Below are 12,913 nucleotides of genomic sequence, written 5' to 3'. Positions count from 1 at the left end.
CGCCCCGGGGGGGCGCGCGCCAGCGCGTAGGGGGGACCTTCCTCTTGTTAGAATCGGTGTCTCTTTCCGCATCCGCATTCTGCGGATAGTCAAGGCCATCCATGCACGTACTTTTCATCGTTGATCCGCTCCCCGGCCTGAAGGCCTACAAGGACACTTCCGTGGCCATGATGCGCGCGCTGGTCGCGCGCGGGCACAGCCTGAGCGTGGCGCTGCAGGGCGATCTCTACGTCATCGACGGCGCGGTGCGCACGGCCGCGGTGCCGGTTTCGCTGGTGCCGGGCGCCGACCTGCACGGCCATGCCTGGTGGGAAGAGGGCGCGTCCGGCGACTTCCCGCTCACCGCCTTCGACGCGGTGCTGATGCGCAAGGATCCGCCGTTCGACATGGAATACGTGTACGCCACCCACCTGCTGGAACGCGCCGAGGCGCAAGGCGCCCGCGTGTTCAATTCGGGGGCGGCGATCCGCAACCACCCCGAGAAGCTGGCGATCGCCGAGTTCCCCCACCTGACGGTGCCCACGCTGGTGACGCGCGACCTGGACCGGCTCAAGGCCTTCCATGCCGAGCACCACGACGTCATCGTCAAGCCGCTGGACGGCATGGGGGGAACCGGTATCTTCCGCCTGGCGCCGGCCGAGCGTAACCTGAATGCCATTCTGGAAACCCTGACCGACGACGGTCACCGCAGCATCATGGCGCAGCGCTATATTCCCGAAATCCTGCAGGGCGACAAGCGGGTGCTGCTGATCGCCGGCGAGCCCGTGCCGTATTGCCTGGCGCGCATTCCGCAGGCCGGCGAGACGCGCGGCAACCTGGCGGCCGGCGGCCGGGGCGAGGCGCGGCCGCTGTCCGGACGCGACCTGGCGATCGCGCGCGAGCTGGGGCCGACCCTGGCCGCGCGCGGGCTGCTGCTGGTGGGGCTGGACGTGATCGGCGACTACGTGACCGAGATCAACGTCACCAGTCCGACCACCTTCTGCGAAATTACCGAACAAACGGGATTCGACGTCGGCGCGATGTTCGCCCAGGCGCTGGAGCGCGCGGTAGCCGGGCCGGAGGCGGCTATCGCATGACCGGGGTAGTCATCGTGGCGCATGCACCGCTCGCTTCTTCGCTGCTGTCCTGCGCCACGCATATCTTCGGGGAACTGCCGGGCGTGGTGGCCTATGACGCGCAGAGCGACCTGGATCCCGACCAGTTGTGCCGGGAGGTGCTGGCGCGCATCGAGTCGGCCGAAGGGGAGGGAGGCGTGCTGGTGCTGACCGACGTCGTGGGCGCCACGCCGGCCAACCAGACGGGCCGCGCGGCGCGCGCGGCGGCGCGGCGCGGCGCGGCCGTGACGGTGCTCTCCGGGGTCAACGTCCCGATGCTGCTGCGAACCCTGCCGTACCGACATCTTTCCCTAGACGACCTGGCGCAGCGCGCGCTGGCCGGAGGCACGCAGGGCATCCTGCGTATCGATGGCGAACCTGAAGAATCATGACCATGCCGAGCATCGACATCGCCGTTATCAACAAGCTGGGCCTGCACGCGCGGGCATCGGCCAAGCTGACCCAGCTCGCCAGCAAGTTCCGCAGCGAGATCCACATCGCCCGCGGCGCGCGCCGGGTCAACGCCAAGAGCATCATGGGCGTCATGATGCTGGCGGCCGGCATGGGTAGCAAGGTAACCGTGGACGCGGTCGGCGAAGACGCCCAGGAGGCGCTGGACCAGATCGAGGCGCTGTTCGCGCAGAAATTCGGAGAGGCCGAGTAATCATGGAAACCTCGATGCTGGCCCTGCACGGATTGGGCGTATCGCGCGGCTACGCCATCGGGCGGGCCGTGGTCATCGGCGCGGCGGCGCTCGAGGTTTCGCACTACCGGATCGCCGAAGAGGACGTCGAAGCCGAATGCGCGCGGCTGCGGGCGGCTTTCCGCGCGGCCGCCGATGAACTGGCCTACCTGGAATCCCACTTGCCGGCCGACGTGCCGCGCGAGTTGGGCGCCATCCTGCAGGTGCACGGCATGATCCTGGCGGACGCGATGATCTCGCAGGAGCCGCTCGGCATCATCCGCACCCGCCACTACAACGCCGAATGGGCGCTGACCGCCCAGGGCCAGGCGCTGGCCGAGCAGTTCGCGCAAATGGACGACGAGTACATGCGCGAGCGCGGCAGCGACGTGCGCCAGGTGATCGAGCGCGTGCTGCATGCGCTGGCCGAGGCGGACGGCAAGCCGCGCAGCCTGCGCGCCTCCACCCTGGCCGAGCATGGCGACCCGCTGGTGGTGGTGGCGCACGACATTTCCCCGGCCGACATGCTCAAGCTGCGCGGCGCGCGCTTTGCCGCGTTCGCCACCGACCTGGGCGGGGCGACTTCGCACACGGCGATCGTGGCGCGCAGCATGGGCGTGCCGGCAGTGGTGGCGCTAGGCGTGGCGCGGCCGCTGCTGCGCGACGGCGACGTGGTGATCGTCGACGGCGAGCAGGGCGTGCTGCTGGTCAACCCGCCCGACCGGGTGGTCGACGAGTATCGCGCCCGCCAGGCCGACTACGCGCGCGAGCGCGCCACGCTGGCGGCGCTGCGCGACGTGCCGGCGATCACGCTGGATGGCGTGATGGTCTCGATGCTGGCCAACATCGAGCTGCCGGAAGAGGCCGAGGCGGCCATGCAGGCCGGCGCCGAGGGCATCGGCCTGTTCCGCAGCGAATTCCTGTTCATGGGCCGCAACGACCTGCCTGGAGAGGACGAGCAGTACGAGGCCTATGCCTCGGTAGTGCGCACCATGGCGGGCCGGCCGGTGACGATACGCACGCTGGACATCGGCGCCGACAAAGAACTGGACGGCGAGGCCACGGTGGCGACCAATCCCGCGCTGGGCCTGCGCGGCATCCGCTATTGCCTGGCGCATCCCGAGCTGTTCGCCACGCAGCTGCGCGCCATCCTGCGCGCATCGGCGCACGGCCCGGTCAAGGTGCTGATCCCCATGGTGGCCCACCTGCGCGAGGCGCGCGCGGCCTGCACGGCGCTGGCCGCAGCCAGGCACGAGCTGACCGTGCGCGGCCAGGCCTGCAGCCAGAACATCCAGATCGGCGCCATGGTGGAGGTGCCGGCGGTGGCCATCGCCATCGAACCCTTCGTGGAAGCGTTCGATTTCCTCTCCATCGGCACCAACGACCTGATCCAGTACACGCTGGCCATCGACCGCGCCGATCCCGACGTGGCGGGGCTGTACGAATCGCTGCATCCGGCCGTGCTGAGGCTGGTGGCCAACACCATCAACGCCGGCGCGCGTTCCGGCAAGCCGGTCTCGGTATGCGGCGAAATGGCCGGCGACACCGAATTGACCCGGCTGCTGCTGGGTCTGGGCCTGACCCAGTTCTCGATGCATCCGCAGCAATTGCTGGACGTCAAGCGCGAGATCCTGGGGGCGCATTCCAATGCGCTGCGCACCAGGGTGGCGGCGGCGCTGAACCGTGCCGCGGAAATCGACCTGTCGCTGTTGAACCAGTAAATCCGGGCGTCGGCGGGCGGCGATCCGCGGGCGCATTGGCGGGAAAGCACTCGGACATAATGGGTGCACGCCCGTCAATCGATGGTTTCGCATCCACATTACCTGTCATAGAATGTTACGCGACATCATCACGACAGGCGGCATGGCCAGAACACCGATCGCTTCTCCGCCGCTTTCCCCCGACGCGCCGGTTCCGTCCGGGAACGAGCAGCAAATGGTCGTCGGCGCGCTACGGGCGTTGCGCCCGCTCATGGATGCCTCGTCTTTCCAGGAAGTCGGCCAGGTCGTACGGGATTTCTCGCGGGCTTTCGGCGCGATCCATCATGCGCTCGGCATCGTCGAGCGCGGGCCGGCGCAGAACACAGTGCATAGCCTGTTCGAGGACGAGCAGGGCTGGTGCCGGGCGTTCCGCGACTCGTGCCGGCAATTGCTGCGCCCGCAGGCGCCGGGGGTGGGCGGCGCCATCCGGACCGCCCTGCATACGGTGGACGACTTGCCGAAAGGGCGGGTCCAGGAAGAATTGCGCCGCCTGGACGCCCATTCCCTGCTGCTGCTGGTGGCCGAGATGCGCGAGCCGGGCGATACGGCAGCGTGTTTCGCATTGTTGTTCGAGCGCGGCCGGGGCGCCGCCCGATTGTCCTGGCAGCGCGGCCTGGCGCGCCTGTGCCACCATGCCGCCTCGCTCGTGCTCGACGCCTGTTTGCGCCTGGAGGATCCGCCGCAGGCCAGGACCCGCCTGTCGGCGCGCGAAGCCGAATGCCTGCGCTGGGCCTCGGTGGGCAAGACGAGCTGGGAGACCGCCCACATCATCGGCGTGAGCGAGCGCACGGTGAATTTCCACCTGGGCAACGCCTTTGCCAAGCTCAACGTGAACAACAAGCAGGCCGCGGTGGCGCAGGCCATCCTGCAGGGCTTGCTGTAGCGCAGCCAGGCGCGGGCCCCCGCAGGGCCGGGAGGGCGCGGTGCTACAATTCCAAGACTTTCATTGGCGCCGATTTGCCTGGTCCGCTTGCGGGCGCCCGATAAATCCTGCTAAAGAGTTCCGTCCATCGTGTCTTCCGCCCAGCCCTTCGACGCGGCGCCGTCCGCCGTTATCGATGCTTCTCCCGCAGTGTCTCTTCTTCCCGGTTCCGTAGGCGTCGTCCGTCCGCAGTGCATGGTGTTCGATGAGCCGCTGCAGCTCGCCAGCGGCACCGCCTTCGGGCCGTACCAGTTGACGGTCGAGACCTACGGCACGCTCAATGCCGAGCGTTCCAATGCCGTGCTGGTCTGCCATGCGCTCAATGCCTCGCATCACGTGGCGGGCGTCGCCGCCGACGATCCCTCCGATATCGGCTGGTGGGACAACATGGTGGGCCCGGGGAAGCCGCTGGATACCGACCGCTTCTTCGTGATCGGCGTGAACAACCTGGGTTCGTGCTTCGGCTCCACCGGGCCGGCCAGCATCGACCCGTCCACGCAGCGCCCGTATGGCGCGGCATTCCCGGTGGTCACCGTCGAGGACTGGGTCCATGCCCAGGCGCGCGTGGCCGACCGGCTCGGCATCCGGCGCTTTGCCGCGATCATGGGCGGATCGCTGGGCGGCATGCAGGCATTGAGCTGGGCCGTCACTTATCCCGACCGGCTGGCGCATTGCATCGTCATCGCCAGCACGCCGCGGCTGTCGGCCCAGAACATCGCGTTCAACGAGGTGGCGCGGCGCGCCATCATCACCGACCCGGAATTCCACGGCGGCGATTTCTACGCCCATGGCACGGTGCCGCGCAACGGCCTGTCGGTGGCGCGCATGATCGGCCACATCACCTATCTGTCGGGCGAGGACATGGCCGAGAAATTCGGCCGCGCGCAGCGCGAGCCCTCGGCCGACGGGGCGTTCCGCTATGGCTATGACGTCGAGTTCGAGGTGGAGTCCTACCTGCGCTACCAGGGCGAGAAGTTCTCGCGTTATTTCGACGCCAATACCTATCTGCTGATCACCCGCGCGCTGGATTACTTCGATCCGGCCAAGCGCACCGGCGGCGACCTGGCCAAGGCGCTGGCGCCTGCCCAGGCCGAGTTCCTGCTGGCTTCGTTCACGACCGATTGGCGTTTCCCGCCTTCGTGTTCGCGCGAGATCGTGCAGGCGCTGCTGCGCAACCACCGGCCCGTGACCTACGCCGAGATCGAGGCGCCGCACGGCCACGACGCCTTCCTGCTCGACGACAGCCGCTACCACGCGGTGGTGCGCGGCTACTACGAGCGCATCGCCCGCCAGCTGGGGCTGGGCGAAGGGAGCGCGCCATGACGGCAACGAGGCAGAACCTGCGTCCCGACCTGGCGCGCATCGCCGGCTGGATCGCCGACGGCTCGCGCGTGCTCGACCTGGGCTGCGGCGACGGCACGCTGCTGGCGCACCTGCGCGATGCCCGCCGGGCGCGCACCGTAGGCGTGGAGATCAGCGACCAGCACGTGATCGAATGCGCGCGCAAGGGCGTCAACGTGATCCAGCAGAACCTGGAAGACGGACTGGCGCTGTTCGAGGACGGCCAGTTCGATACCGTGGTGCTGTCGCAGACGCTGCAGGCGGTGCACAACACCGAACGCATCCTGCTGGAGATGGCGCGAGTGGCGCGCGAGGGCATCGTGTCCTTCCCCAATTTCGGCCACTGGACGCACGGCCTGTCGATCCTGCGCGGGCACATGCCGGTGACCGGGCAGATGCCCTACCAGTGGTACAACACGCCCAACATCCATTTGTGCACCATGAAGGATTTCGAGGCGCTGGCCGCCAAGCTGGGGCTGCGCATCCTGACGCGCGTCACGTTCGCGGACGGCCGGGAAGTATCCTGGCTGCCGGGATGGCGCAGCACGCTGGCCGTCTACCGCTTCGCCTCGCCGCGCGAAGCGGCCTGAGCGCGCGCTTGGCTGCGGCGGCGGAGTCGGGGCGATGAGCGCGTTCTCCCCCGGGGAGGAGTCGCGCAGCGACAGGAGGGTCCACCAGTGAGCCAGCGGCGCCGTCTGCATCGCTCCATGTTCTTCGGGCTGATTGGCCTGGTGCATCTGTACGTTGGCGTACGGCTGGTGCCGGCCTTGCTGTCGGCGCCGTGGCTGGCGGGCCTGCTCGGCGCGTTCCTGCTGGCGTCGGTGGTGCTGATGCCGGCCAGCATGCTGCTGCGGCGCCAGTCGGGCAGCGGCCGGGCACGGCTGGCGGTGTGGGCCGGCCTGCTGTGCATGGGCCTGTTCTCTTCCCTGTTCGTGCTGACCCTGGCGCGCGACGTGGCGTTGCTGGCGCGCGCGGGCGTATTCCTGCTTTCGGGCTCGCTGTGGGGCGGACCGGGCCTGGTGCCGGTTTCGGCCTATGCGGTCGTCGCGGCCGCGCTGGCCATGTCCGCCATCGGGTTCTTCATGGCGCGCCGGCCGCCGGCGGTGCTGCGGGTGGACGTGCCCCTGGCGGGGCTGCCGGCCGAACTCCACGGTTTCCGTATCGCCCAGCTCAGCGACGTGCACGTGGGGCCGACGATACGCGCGCGCCAGGTGCGGGCCATGGTGAACGTGGTGAACCGCCTGGAGGCGGACATGGTGGCGCTGACCGGCGACCTGGTCGACGGTTCCGTGGAGGATCTGGCCGACCACGTGCGGCCGCTGGCGCAGCTGGTTTCGCGGCACGGCACGTTTTTCGTCACCGGCAACCACGAGTACTATGCCGGCGCGCAGGCGTGGGTCGACTTCCTGCGCGAAGCGGGGCTGCGCGTGCTGCTCAACGAACACGCGGTGCTGCGCCACGGCGGCGCGCCGCTGGTGGTCGCGGGCATCGCCGACTACGGCGCGCATCACTTCCTGCCGGCGCATCGCAGCGATCCGGCCGCGGCGCTGGCGGGCGCGCCGCCCGGCGCGCCGAAGCTGCTGCTGGCCCACCAGCCGCGCAGCTGCGTGGCCGCCGCCGAGGCCGGCGCCGACCTGCAGCTTTCCGGCCATACGCACGGCGGGCAATTCTTGCCCTGGAATTTTTTCGTGCCGCTGCAGCAGCCTTTCGTCGCGGGCCTGCACCGCGTGGGGCGCATGTGGCTGTACATCAATCGCGGGTCCGGCTATTGGGGGCCGCCGACGCGCTTCGGCGTGCCGTCGGAAATCACCCTGTTGCGGCTGGTGCCGGCCGGACCCGATCAAGGCAAGGAGCAATCATGAAGCACGGAATAGCCATGGCAATCGTGTCGGCGGCGCTGGCCGCCGGCTGCAATACGGTGCCCGCGCCGGCCCCCGCGGCCGACACGCCCGCGCCGGTGGCCGGCGCATGCTCGGCCCAGCCGGCCCAGGTCCTGGTGGGCCAGAAGCTGACCTCGGTGCTCGCGGAAGAAGCCCGCCAGCTTTCCGGCGCCAAGGCGGCGCGCGTGATGCGGCCGGGACAGGCCGCCACCATGGAGTTCAACAGCCAGCGCGTCAACGTCACCGTGAACCGCGCCGACACCGTCACCGCCATCCACTGCGGCTGACGCGGCGAAGCGGGCCGGGTTTTACCCAGGGCGCCGCGGATCCGGCTCCGCCGGTCCGCTGGCGCCGCCCCCTCGAGGGGGCCCGCGTCAGCGGGTAGGGGGTGGGATCGGCCTATAGCCGCGCAGCGCGGCGGCGGCTTCTTCGATGTAGTCGGCCAGCGCGCGCGCCTCGGGGCTCAGCGGCCGTATCGAGGAATAGTAGATCTCGGTCCACAGCTCGATGCGCGGCCGGAAGGGCCGCGTGACGATGTCGGGAAAGATGCCGGTGGACAGCAGCATGGGATTGATCAGGCCGATGCCCACGTTCTGCTGCACCAGCGCGCACACGCCCATCGACGTGCTGGCGACGATGTTCTTGGGCAGGACGACCCCGGCTTCCTGCAGGGTGGCGCGCACCAGGCTGGAGGTGGGCGACTCTTCGGGCAGCGCGATCACCGTGTGATCGACCAGATCCGCGGGGCGGACCACCGACTTGGCCACCAGCGGATGGCGGCGGTGCAGGACCACGACCAGCAGTTCCTCCGAAATGGTGTAGCGCTCGCAGAGATCCACCGCGCTGACGGTATTCGGCGCGGGCGGATTCGTGACGCCCAGGTCCACCTCGTGGTGGGCGACCGACTCCAGCACCTTGGGCGGCCCCTCTACGCGCAGGTGCACGTTGGCATCGGGGTGCGTCTGGCGAAAACGCTGGATGGCGCTGGGCAGGATGGCGATCAGCGGCGGCGCGTGCGCCGCCACGATGACGCTGCGCGCGGAGCCCTGGTCGAGCGTGTAGGCTTCGTCCAGCGCCCATTCCAGGTGCTTGGCGGCCTGCTCGGCGCGCGGCAGCAGGCGGCGGGCCGCGGCGGTGGGTTCCAGCCTGCCGCGCGCCAGCGTGAACAGCGCCACGCCGGTCTCGCGCTCCATCAGGCTCAGGGCCTTGCTCACGGCCGCCTTGGAAATCCCCAGCTTGAGCGCCGCTTCGGCCATGCCGCGGCTATGCATGACGGTAGTGAAGATCTGGAAATGGCGGCTGTTGAGCAGTCGGGACATGGGGGGCAAGCGAGCGAATCGTTAACCTGAGGTTAACAAGAAACCCCATTGTCACATAACGTCGATGCCTACAATTTTCAATATGGACGGGCCGGCCGGCAGGCGGCGCCGGTCCCGAGTCAATCGATCCGATATACCCCTTATCCCAATACCCCCGAGGTTTAGTGTGATGATGCGCAAGCTGCTTCCCGTGCTGGTCCTGTCCGCACTCGTTCCGTCGGTCGCCGCGGCGGCCGACGCCTTCCCGTCCAAGCCGGTCACCATCGTGGTGTCGGTGCCGGCCGGCGGTACCATCGACGCGATCGCGCGCATGGTCGCCAAGGACATGGGCGAATCGCTGGGCCGGCAATTCGTGGTCGAGAACCGCCCGGGCGCCAACGGCAACATCGCCGCCGACTACGTGCGCCGCGCCCCCGCCGACGGCTACACGCTGCTGATGCTGGCGTCGAGCACCCTGACGCTGGGGCCGTACGTGATGCAGAACGTGCCTTTCGATCCGGTCAAGGATTTCGCGCCGGTGGCCATGACCGCCGGCCTGAACATGGTGCTGCTGGCCAACCCCAAGGTCGGCGTGACCGACCTGAAGGGCCTGGTCGCCAAGATGAAGGCCAATCCCGACAAGCTGAACTATTCGTCCACCGGCAACGGCTCGTTCCCGCACGTGGCCGGCGCGCTGCTGAACCTGGACACCGGCACCCACGCCGCCCACGTTCCCTACAAGGGCCTGGCGCCGTCCATCCAGGACCTGCTGGCCGGCCAGGTGGATTTCACCTTCGATTCGGGCAGCGCGGCGCACGTCAAGTCGGGCAAGCTCAACGCGTTGGCCGTGATCGGTCCCAAGCGCTCGAGCGCGCTGCCCGAAGTGCCGACCTTCCGCGAACTGGGCCTGCCCGAGATGGAGAAGGTGACCGGTTGGCACGGCGTGTTCGCCCCGGCCGGCACGCCCGCCGACGTGATCAAGCGCCTGAACGCGGAGTTCAACAAGAGCCTGAAGAAGCCCGAGTCCATCGAGAAGGTCCAGGCCATGGGCTTCGAAAGCGTGGCCACCTCGCCCGAGGAGCTCGGCAGCGCGCTGCGCACCGAGTACAAGAACTTCGGCGAGCTGATCGCCAAGACCAAGATCTCGATCGACTGATCGTGTCCCGAGGGCGGTTGGCGTTGCGCCGGTCCGCCCTCTCTTCGCTTCCCTCGAATCGACTTGCATCACTGCGCGAGCGGTGAGGACGGCGTTCGCCTTTTCCAGCCGCGCCGTGTAGCCCCTGACGGAGCCGATGCCCCATGCCTAGCTTCCAATTCGAAACCACGCCTCGCATCGTTTGCGAGCGCGGGGCCGCGCTCAAGCTGGCCCAGACTCTCCAGGCGGGCGGACAGCGCCGCGCCTTCATCGTGACCGATCCCGGCCTGGTGCGCGCCGGCCTGGTCGAGGCGCCGGCCGCAGCCCTGCGCGCCGCCGGCCTGCACGCTACGGTCTACGACCGCGTCGAGGCCGATCCGCCCGAGCACGTGGTGCTGGAGGCGGCGCAGGCGGCCCGGGACGACGGCGCCGACTGCGTGATCGGCCTGGGCGGCGGCAGTTCGCTCGACACCGCCAAGCTGGTCGCGCTGCTGGCTGCGCGTCCGCAGCGCCTGGAGGACATCTATGGCGTCCAGCGCGCCGCCGGGCCGCGCCTGCCGCTGATCCAGGTCCCGACCACGGCGGGCACCGGCTCGGAGGCGACGCCCACCGCGGTGGTCTCCACCCCCGATCACCAGAAGCGCGGCGTGATCAGCTCGCTGCTGTATCCCGACCTGGCCGTGCTGGACGCGGAACTGACCGCCGCCCTGCCCGCCGGACCCACGGCGATGACCGGGATAGACGCCATGGTCCATGCCATCGAGGCCTATACGACGCGGCACAGGAAGAATCCCATCTCGGACATGTTGGCGGTGCGCGCGCTGCAATTGCTGCATGCCCACCTCGGCCGCGCGGTGGCCGACGGCAGCGACATCGCGGCGCGCGAGGCCATGCTGCTCGGCTCGCTGCTGGCGGGCATGGCCTTCGCCAACGCGCCGGTAGCTGCCATCCACGCTCTGGCACATCCGCTGGGCAGCCACTTCCACGTACCGCACGGATTGGCCAACGCGCTGGTGATGGCGCCCACGCTGGTGTTCAACCTGCCGGCGGCGGGCCATCTGTATGCCGAGCTGGGCCGCGCGCTCGACCCGGCGCTGCGCGATGCCGCCGATGCGGAGGCCGCCCAAGCATTCATCGCGGCCATGCGCGGGCACGTGCAGGGTTCGCCGATTCCGCAGCGCCTGCGCGAGGTGGGGGTGGGCGAAGCCGACCTGCCGGTGCTGGCCGAGGCCGCCATGACCGTGGACCGGCTGCTGATGAACAATCCGCGCGAACTGGCGCAGCGCGACGCGCTCGCCATCTACACCCAGGCATTCTAGGAGCCATTCCATGGAACACATCGAGACTTTCATCGCCGGCGCCTGGCGCAATGCCTCGGGTCCGAAGTACGCCACCGAATACCCGGCCGACGGCAGCCAGGTCGCCACCTTGCACGCGGCCACCGCCGCGGACGTGGACGAGGCCGTCCAGGCCGCCGAGCGGGCGCGCCTGCAGCCCGCCTGGGCCGGGCTCAAGCCGCACGAGCGCGCCGGCATCCTTTACCGCATCGCCGCCGGCATTCGCGCGCGCGCCGAGGAACTGGCCCAGCTGCAGCGCCTGGACAACGGCAAGCCCGTCAACGAGACGCGCGCGCTGGTGGCCAGCGCGGCGGGCACCTTCCAGTTCTTCGCCGCCGCGGCCGAGACCCTGGAGGACAGCATCACGCCTTCGCGCGGCGACTACGTCAGCATGAGCGTGCACGAGCCGCTGGGCGTGGTGGGCGCGATCACGCCCTGGAACTCGCCCATCGCCAGCGAAGCGCAGAAGCTCGCGCCGGCGCTGGCCGCCGGCTGCGCCGTGGTGTTCAAGCCGGCCGAGATCACGCCGCGCATGGCCATCGAGCTGGCCCGCATCGCCCAGCAGGCGGGCGTGCCCGACGGCATCATCAGCGTGCTGCCCGGCAAGGGCTCGGTGGTGGGCGATGCGCTGGTGCGCCATCCGCTGGTCCGCCGCATCGCCTTCACCGGCGGCACCACCGTCGGTTTGGGCATCGCCCGCCTGGCGGCCGAACGCCTGATGCCGGTGTCGCTGGAACTGGGCGGCAAGTCGCCCACCATCGTCTGCGCCGATGCCGACCTCGACCATGCCGTGGCCGGCGTGCTGTTCGGCATCTTCAGTTCCTCGGGCGAATCGTGCATTGCCGGCTCGCGCGCCTTCGTGCATGCCAGCGTTTACGAGGAATTCAAGCGTCGCCTGGTGGCGGCGGTAGGCCAGCTTCGCGTGGGCGACCCGGCCAGCGAACAGACCCAGATGGGTCCGCTGGTCAGCCGCTCGCACCGCGAGTCGGTGGAGCGCTACGTGCAACTGGGCGTGGACGAGGGCGGCAAGGTGCTGGCGGGCGGGCAGCGGCCCGTGGGCGGCATCTACGACCGCGGCAGCTATTACCTGCCGACCATTATCGAGGGGCTGCCCAATCAGGCGCGCATGTGCCAGGAAGAAATCTTCGGCCCGGTGCTGGCGCTGCTGCCCTGGACCGACGAAGCCGACCTGATCGCCCAGTGCAACGACAGCGCCTACGGCCTGGCCTCGGGCATCTGGACCAGCGACTACAAGGCCGCCTGGCGCCTGGGCGCCGCCCTGCAGACCGGCACGGTGTGGATCAACACCTACAAGCTGTTCTCGGTCAGCACGCCGTTCGGCGGCGTGAAGATGAGCGGCGTCGGCCGCGAGAAGGGCCGGCTGGGCATCCTCGAGTACATGAACCAGAAGAGCTATTACTGGGGGACGAACGCTGCGCCGCTGCCGTGGAGCCGCTGAGGGCC

The 12,913-nt window shown here is 69.3% G+C and carries 13 protein-coding genes; 12 read left to right on the top strand and 1 reads right to left on the bottom strand.

Features of this window, described 5'->3' with window-relative positions; genetic code table 11:
- Positions 1-101 precede the first annotated feature (101 nt).
- The 9 genes from gshB (at position 102) to PIGHUM_RS01075 (ending at position 7,966) form a co-directional block, all read left to right on the top strand.
- Complete coding sequence (gshB, locus tag PIGHUM_RS01115) at positions 102-1,076, top strand: glutathione synthase (protein ID WP_124077403.1); 975 nt, start codon at positions 102-104, stop codon at positions 1,074-1,076.
- On the top strand, positions 1,073-1,486 hold the full coding sequence (locus tag PIGHUM_RS01110) for a PTS sugar transporter subunit IIA (RefSeq protein WP_124077402.1): 414 nt from the start codon (positions 1,073-1,075) through the stop codon (positions 1,484-1,486). The genes gshB and PIGHUM_RS01110 overlap by 4 nt, the downstream gene beginning before the upstream one ends.
- 2 nt (positions 1,487-1,488) lie before the next feature.
- A complete protein-coding gene (locus tag PIGHUM_RS01105) occupies positions 1,489-1,758 on the top strand; it encodes an HPr family phosphocarrier protein (RefSeq protein ID WP_124077401.1) in 270 nt (89 codons plus the stop codon).
- 2 nt (positions 1,759-1,760) lie between these two features.
- Positions 1,761-3,497, top strand: a complete 1,737-nt coding sequence (gene ptsP, locus PIGHUM_RS01100) for a phosphoenolpyruvate--protein phosphotransferase (protein WP_124077400.1) — start codon at positions 1,761-1,763, stop codon at positions 3,495-3,497.
- Between the two features lie 142 nt (positions 3,498-3,639).
- Positions 3,640-4,419: a helix-turn-helix transcriptional regulator gene (locus tag PIGHUM_RS24305; RefSeq protein WP_281279035.1), complete on the top strand. Its 780-nt coding sequence runs from the start codon at positions 3,640-3,642 to the stop codon at positions 4,417-4,419.
- Positions 4,420-4,548: 129 nt separating this feature from the next.
- Entirely contained in the window at positions 4,549-5,781 is a 1,233-nt protein-coding gene (metX, locus tag PIGHUM_RS01090) for a homoserine O-succinyltransferase MetX (RefSeq protein WP_425466653.1), read from the top strand.
- Positions 5,778-6,389 carry a methionine biosynthesis protein MetW gene (gene metW, locus PIGHUM_RS01085; protein ID WP_124077398.1) on the top strand — a complete coding sequence of 204 codons (612 nt, stop codon included), beginning with the start codon at positions 5,778-5,780 and terminating at the stop codon, positions 6,387-6,389. Before metX ends, metW begins: the two co-directional genes overlap by 4 nt.
- A 117-nt stretch (positions 6,390-6,506) precedes the next feature.
- A complete protein-coding gene (locus PIGHUM_RS01080) occupies positions 6,507-7,661 on the top strand; it encodes a metallophosphoesterase (protein WP_124077715.1) in 1,155 nt (384 codons plus the stop codon).
- On the top strand, positions 7,658-7,966 hold the full coding sequence (locus PIGHUM_RS01075; RefSeq protein ID WP_222929190.1) for an I78 family peptidase inhibitor: 309 nt from the start codon (positions 7,658-7,660) through the stop codon (positions 7,964-7,966). The genes PIGHUM_RS01080 and PIGHUM_RS01075 overlap by 4 nt, the downstream gene beginning before the upstream one ends.
- A gap of 87 nt (positions 7,967-8,053) precedes the next feature.
- Here the strand turns inward: PIGHUM_RS01075 and PIGHUM_RS01070 are convergent, their stop codons facing one another.
- Positions 8,054-8,998 (bottom strand): LysR substrate-binding domain-containing protein, encoded by a 945-nt coding sequence (locus PIGHUM_RS01070; protein WP_124077397.1) that lies wholly within the window; start codon positions 8,996-8,998, stop codon positions 8,054-8,056.
- Positions 8,999-9,167: 169 nt separating this feature from the next.
- Between PIGHUM_RS01070 and PIGHUM_RS01065 the strand changes: the two genes are divergently transcribed.
- From PIGHUM_RS01065 to PIGHUM_RS01055, 3 genes are all read left to right on the top strand, one after another.
- Positions 9,168-10,133, top strand: coding sequence for a Bug family tripartite tricarboxylate transporter substrate binding protein (locus PIGHUM_RS01065; protein ID WP_160142090.1), 966 nt, complete (start codon positions 9,168-9,170; stop codon positions 10,131-10,133).
- Between the two features lie 143 nt (positions 10,134-10,276).
- Positions 10,277-11,431 (top strand): iron-containing alcohol dehydrogenase, encoded by a 1,155-nt coding sequence (locus PIGHUM_RS01060; RefSeq protein ID WP_124077395.1) that lies wholly within the window; start codon positions 10,277-10,279, stop codon positions 11,429-11,431.
- Positions 11,432-11,441: 10 nt separating this feature from the next.
- On the top strand, positions 11,442-12,908 hold the full coding sequence (locus PIGHUM_RS01055; protein WP_124077394.1) for an aldehyde dehydrogenase: 1,467 nt from the start codon (positions 11,442-11,444) through the stop codon (positions 12,906-12,908).
- Positions 12,909-12,913: the final 5 nt, after the last annotated feature.

The organism is Pigmentiphaga humi (assembly GCF_900606115.1).
Classification (GTDB): domain Bacteria; phylum Pseudomonadota; class Gammaproteobacteria; order Burkholderiales; family Burkholderiaceae_B; genus Pigmentiphaga; species Pigmentiphaga humi.
Note: the sequence above shows the minus strand (reverse complement) of the source record. Positions and strands in the feature narration are given on the sequence as shown.

Excerpts from the sequence above, each read along its gene's own strand:
- PIGHUM_RS01080 (WP_124077715.1), top strand. The coding sequence starts at position 6,507 with ATGTTCTTCGGGCTGATTGGCCTGGTGCATCTGTACGTTGGCGTACGG.
- PIGHUM_RS01070 (WP_124077397.1), bottom strand. The coding sequence starts at position 8,998 with ATGTCCCGACTGCTCAACAGCCGCCATTTCCAGATCTTCACTACCGTC.
- gshB (WP_124077403.1), top strand. The coding sequence starts at position 102 with ATGCACGTACTTTTCATCGTTGATCCGCTCCCCGGCCTGAAGGCCTAC.
- ptsP (WP_124077400.1), top strand. The coding sequence starts at position 1,761 with ATGGAAACCTCGATGCTGGCCCTGCACGGATTGGGCGTATCGCGCGGC.
- PIGHUM_RS24305 (WP_281279035.1), top strand. The coding sequence starts at position 3,640 with ATGGCCAGAACACCGATCGCTTCTCCGCCGCTTTCCCCCGACGCGCCG.
- PIGHUM_RS01105 (WP_124077401.1), top strand. The coding sequence starts at position 1,489 with ATGCCGAGCATCGACATCGCCGTTATCAACAAGCTGGGCCTGCACGCG.
- metW (WP_124077398.1), top strand. The coding sequence starts at position 5,778 with ATGACGGCAACGAGGCAGAACCTGCGTCCCGACCTGGCGCGCATCGCC.
- PIGHUM_RS01055 (WP_124077394.1), top strand. The coding sequence starts at position 11,442 with ATGGAACACATCGAGACTTTCATCGCCGGCGCCTGGCGCAATGCCTCG.
- PIGHUM_RS01110 (WP_124077402.1), top strand. The coding sequence starts at position 1,073 with ATGACCGGGGTAGTCATCGTGGCGCATGCACCGCTCGCTTCTTCGCTG.
- PIGHUM_RS01065 (WP_160142090.1), top strand. The coding sequence starts at position 9,168 with ATGATGCGCAAGCTGCTTCCCGTGCTGGTCCTGTCCGCACTCGTTCCG.
- PIGHUM_RS01060 (WP_124077395.1), top strand. The coding sequence starts at position 10,277 with ATGCCTAGCTTCCAATTCGAAACCACGCCTCGCATCGTTTGCGAGCGC.
- PIGHUM_RS01075 (WP_222929190.1), top strand. The coding sequence starts at position 7,658 with ATGAAGCACGGAATAGCCATGGCAATCGTGTCGGCGGCGCTGGCCGCC.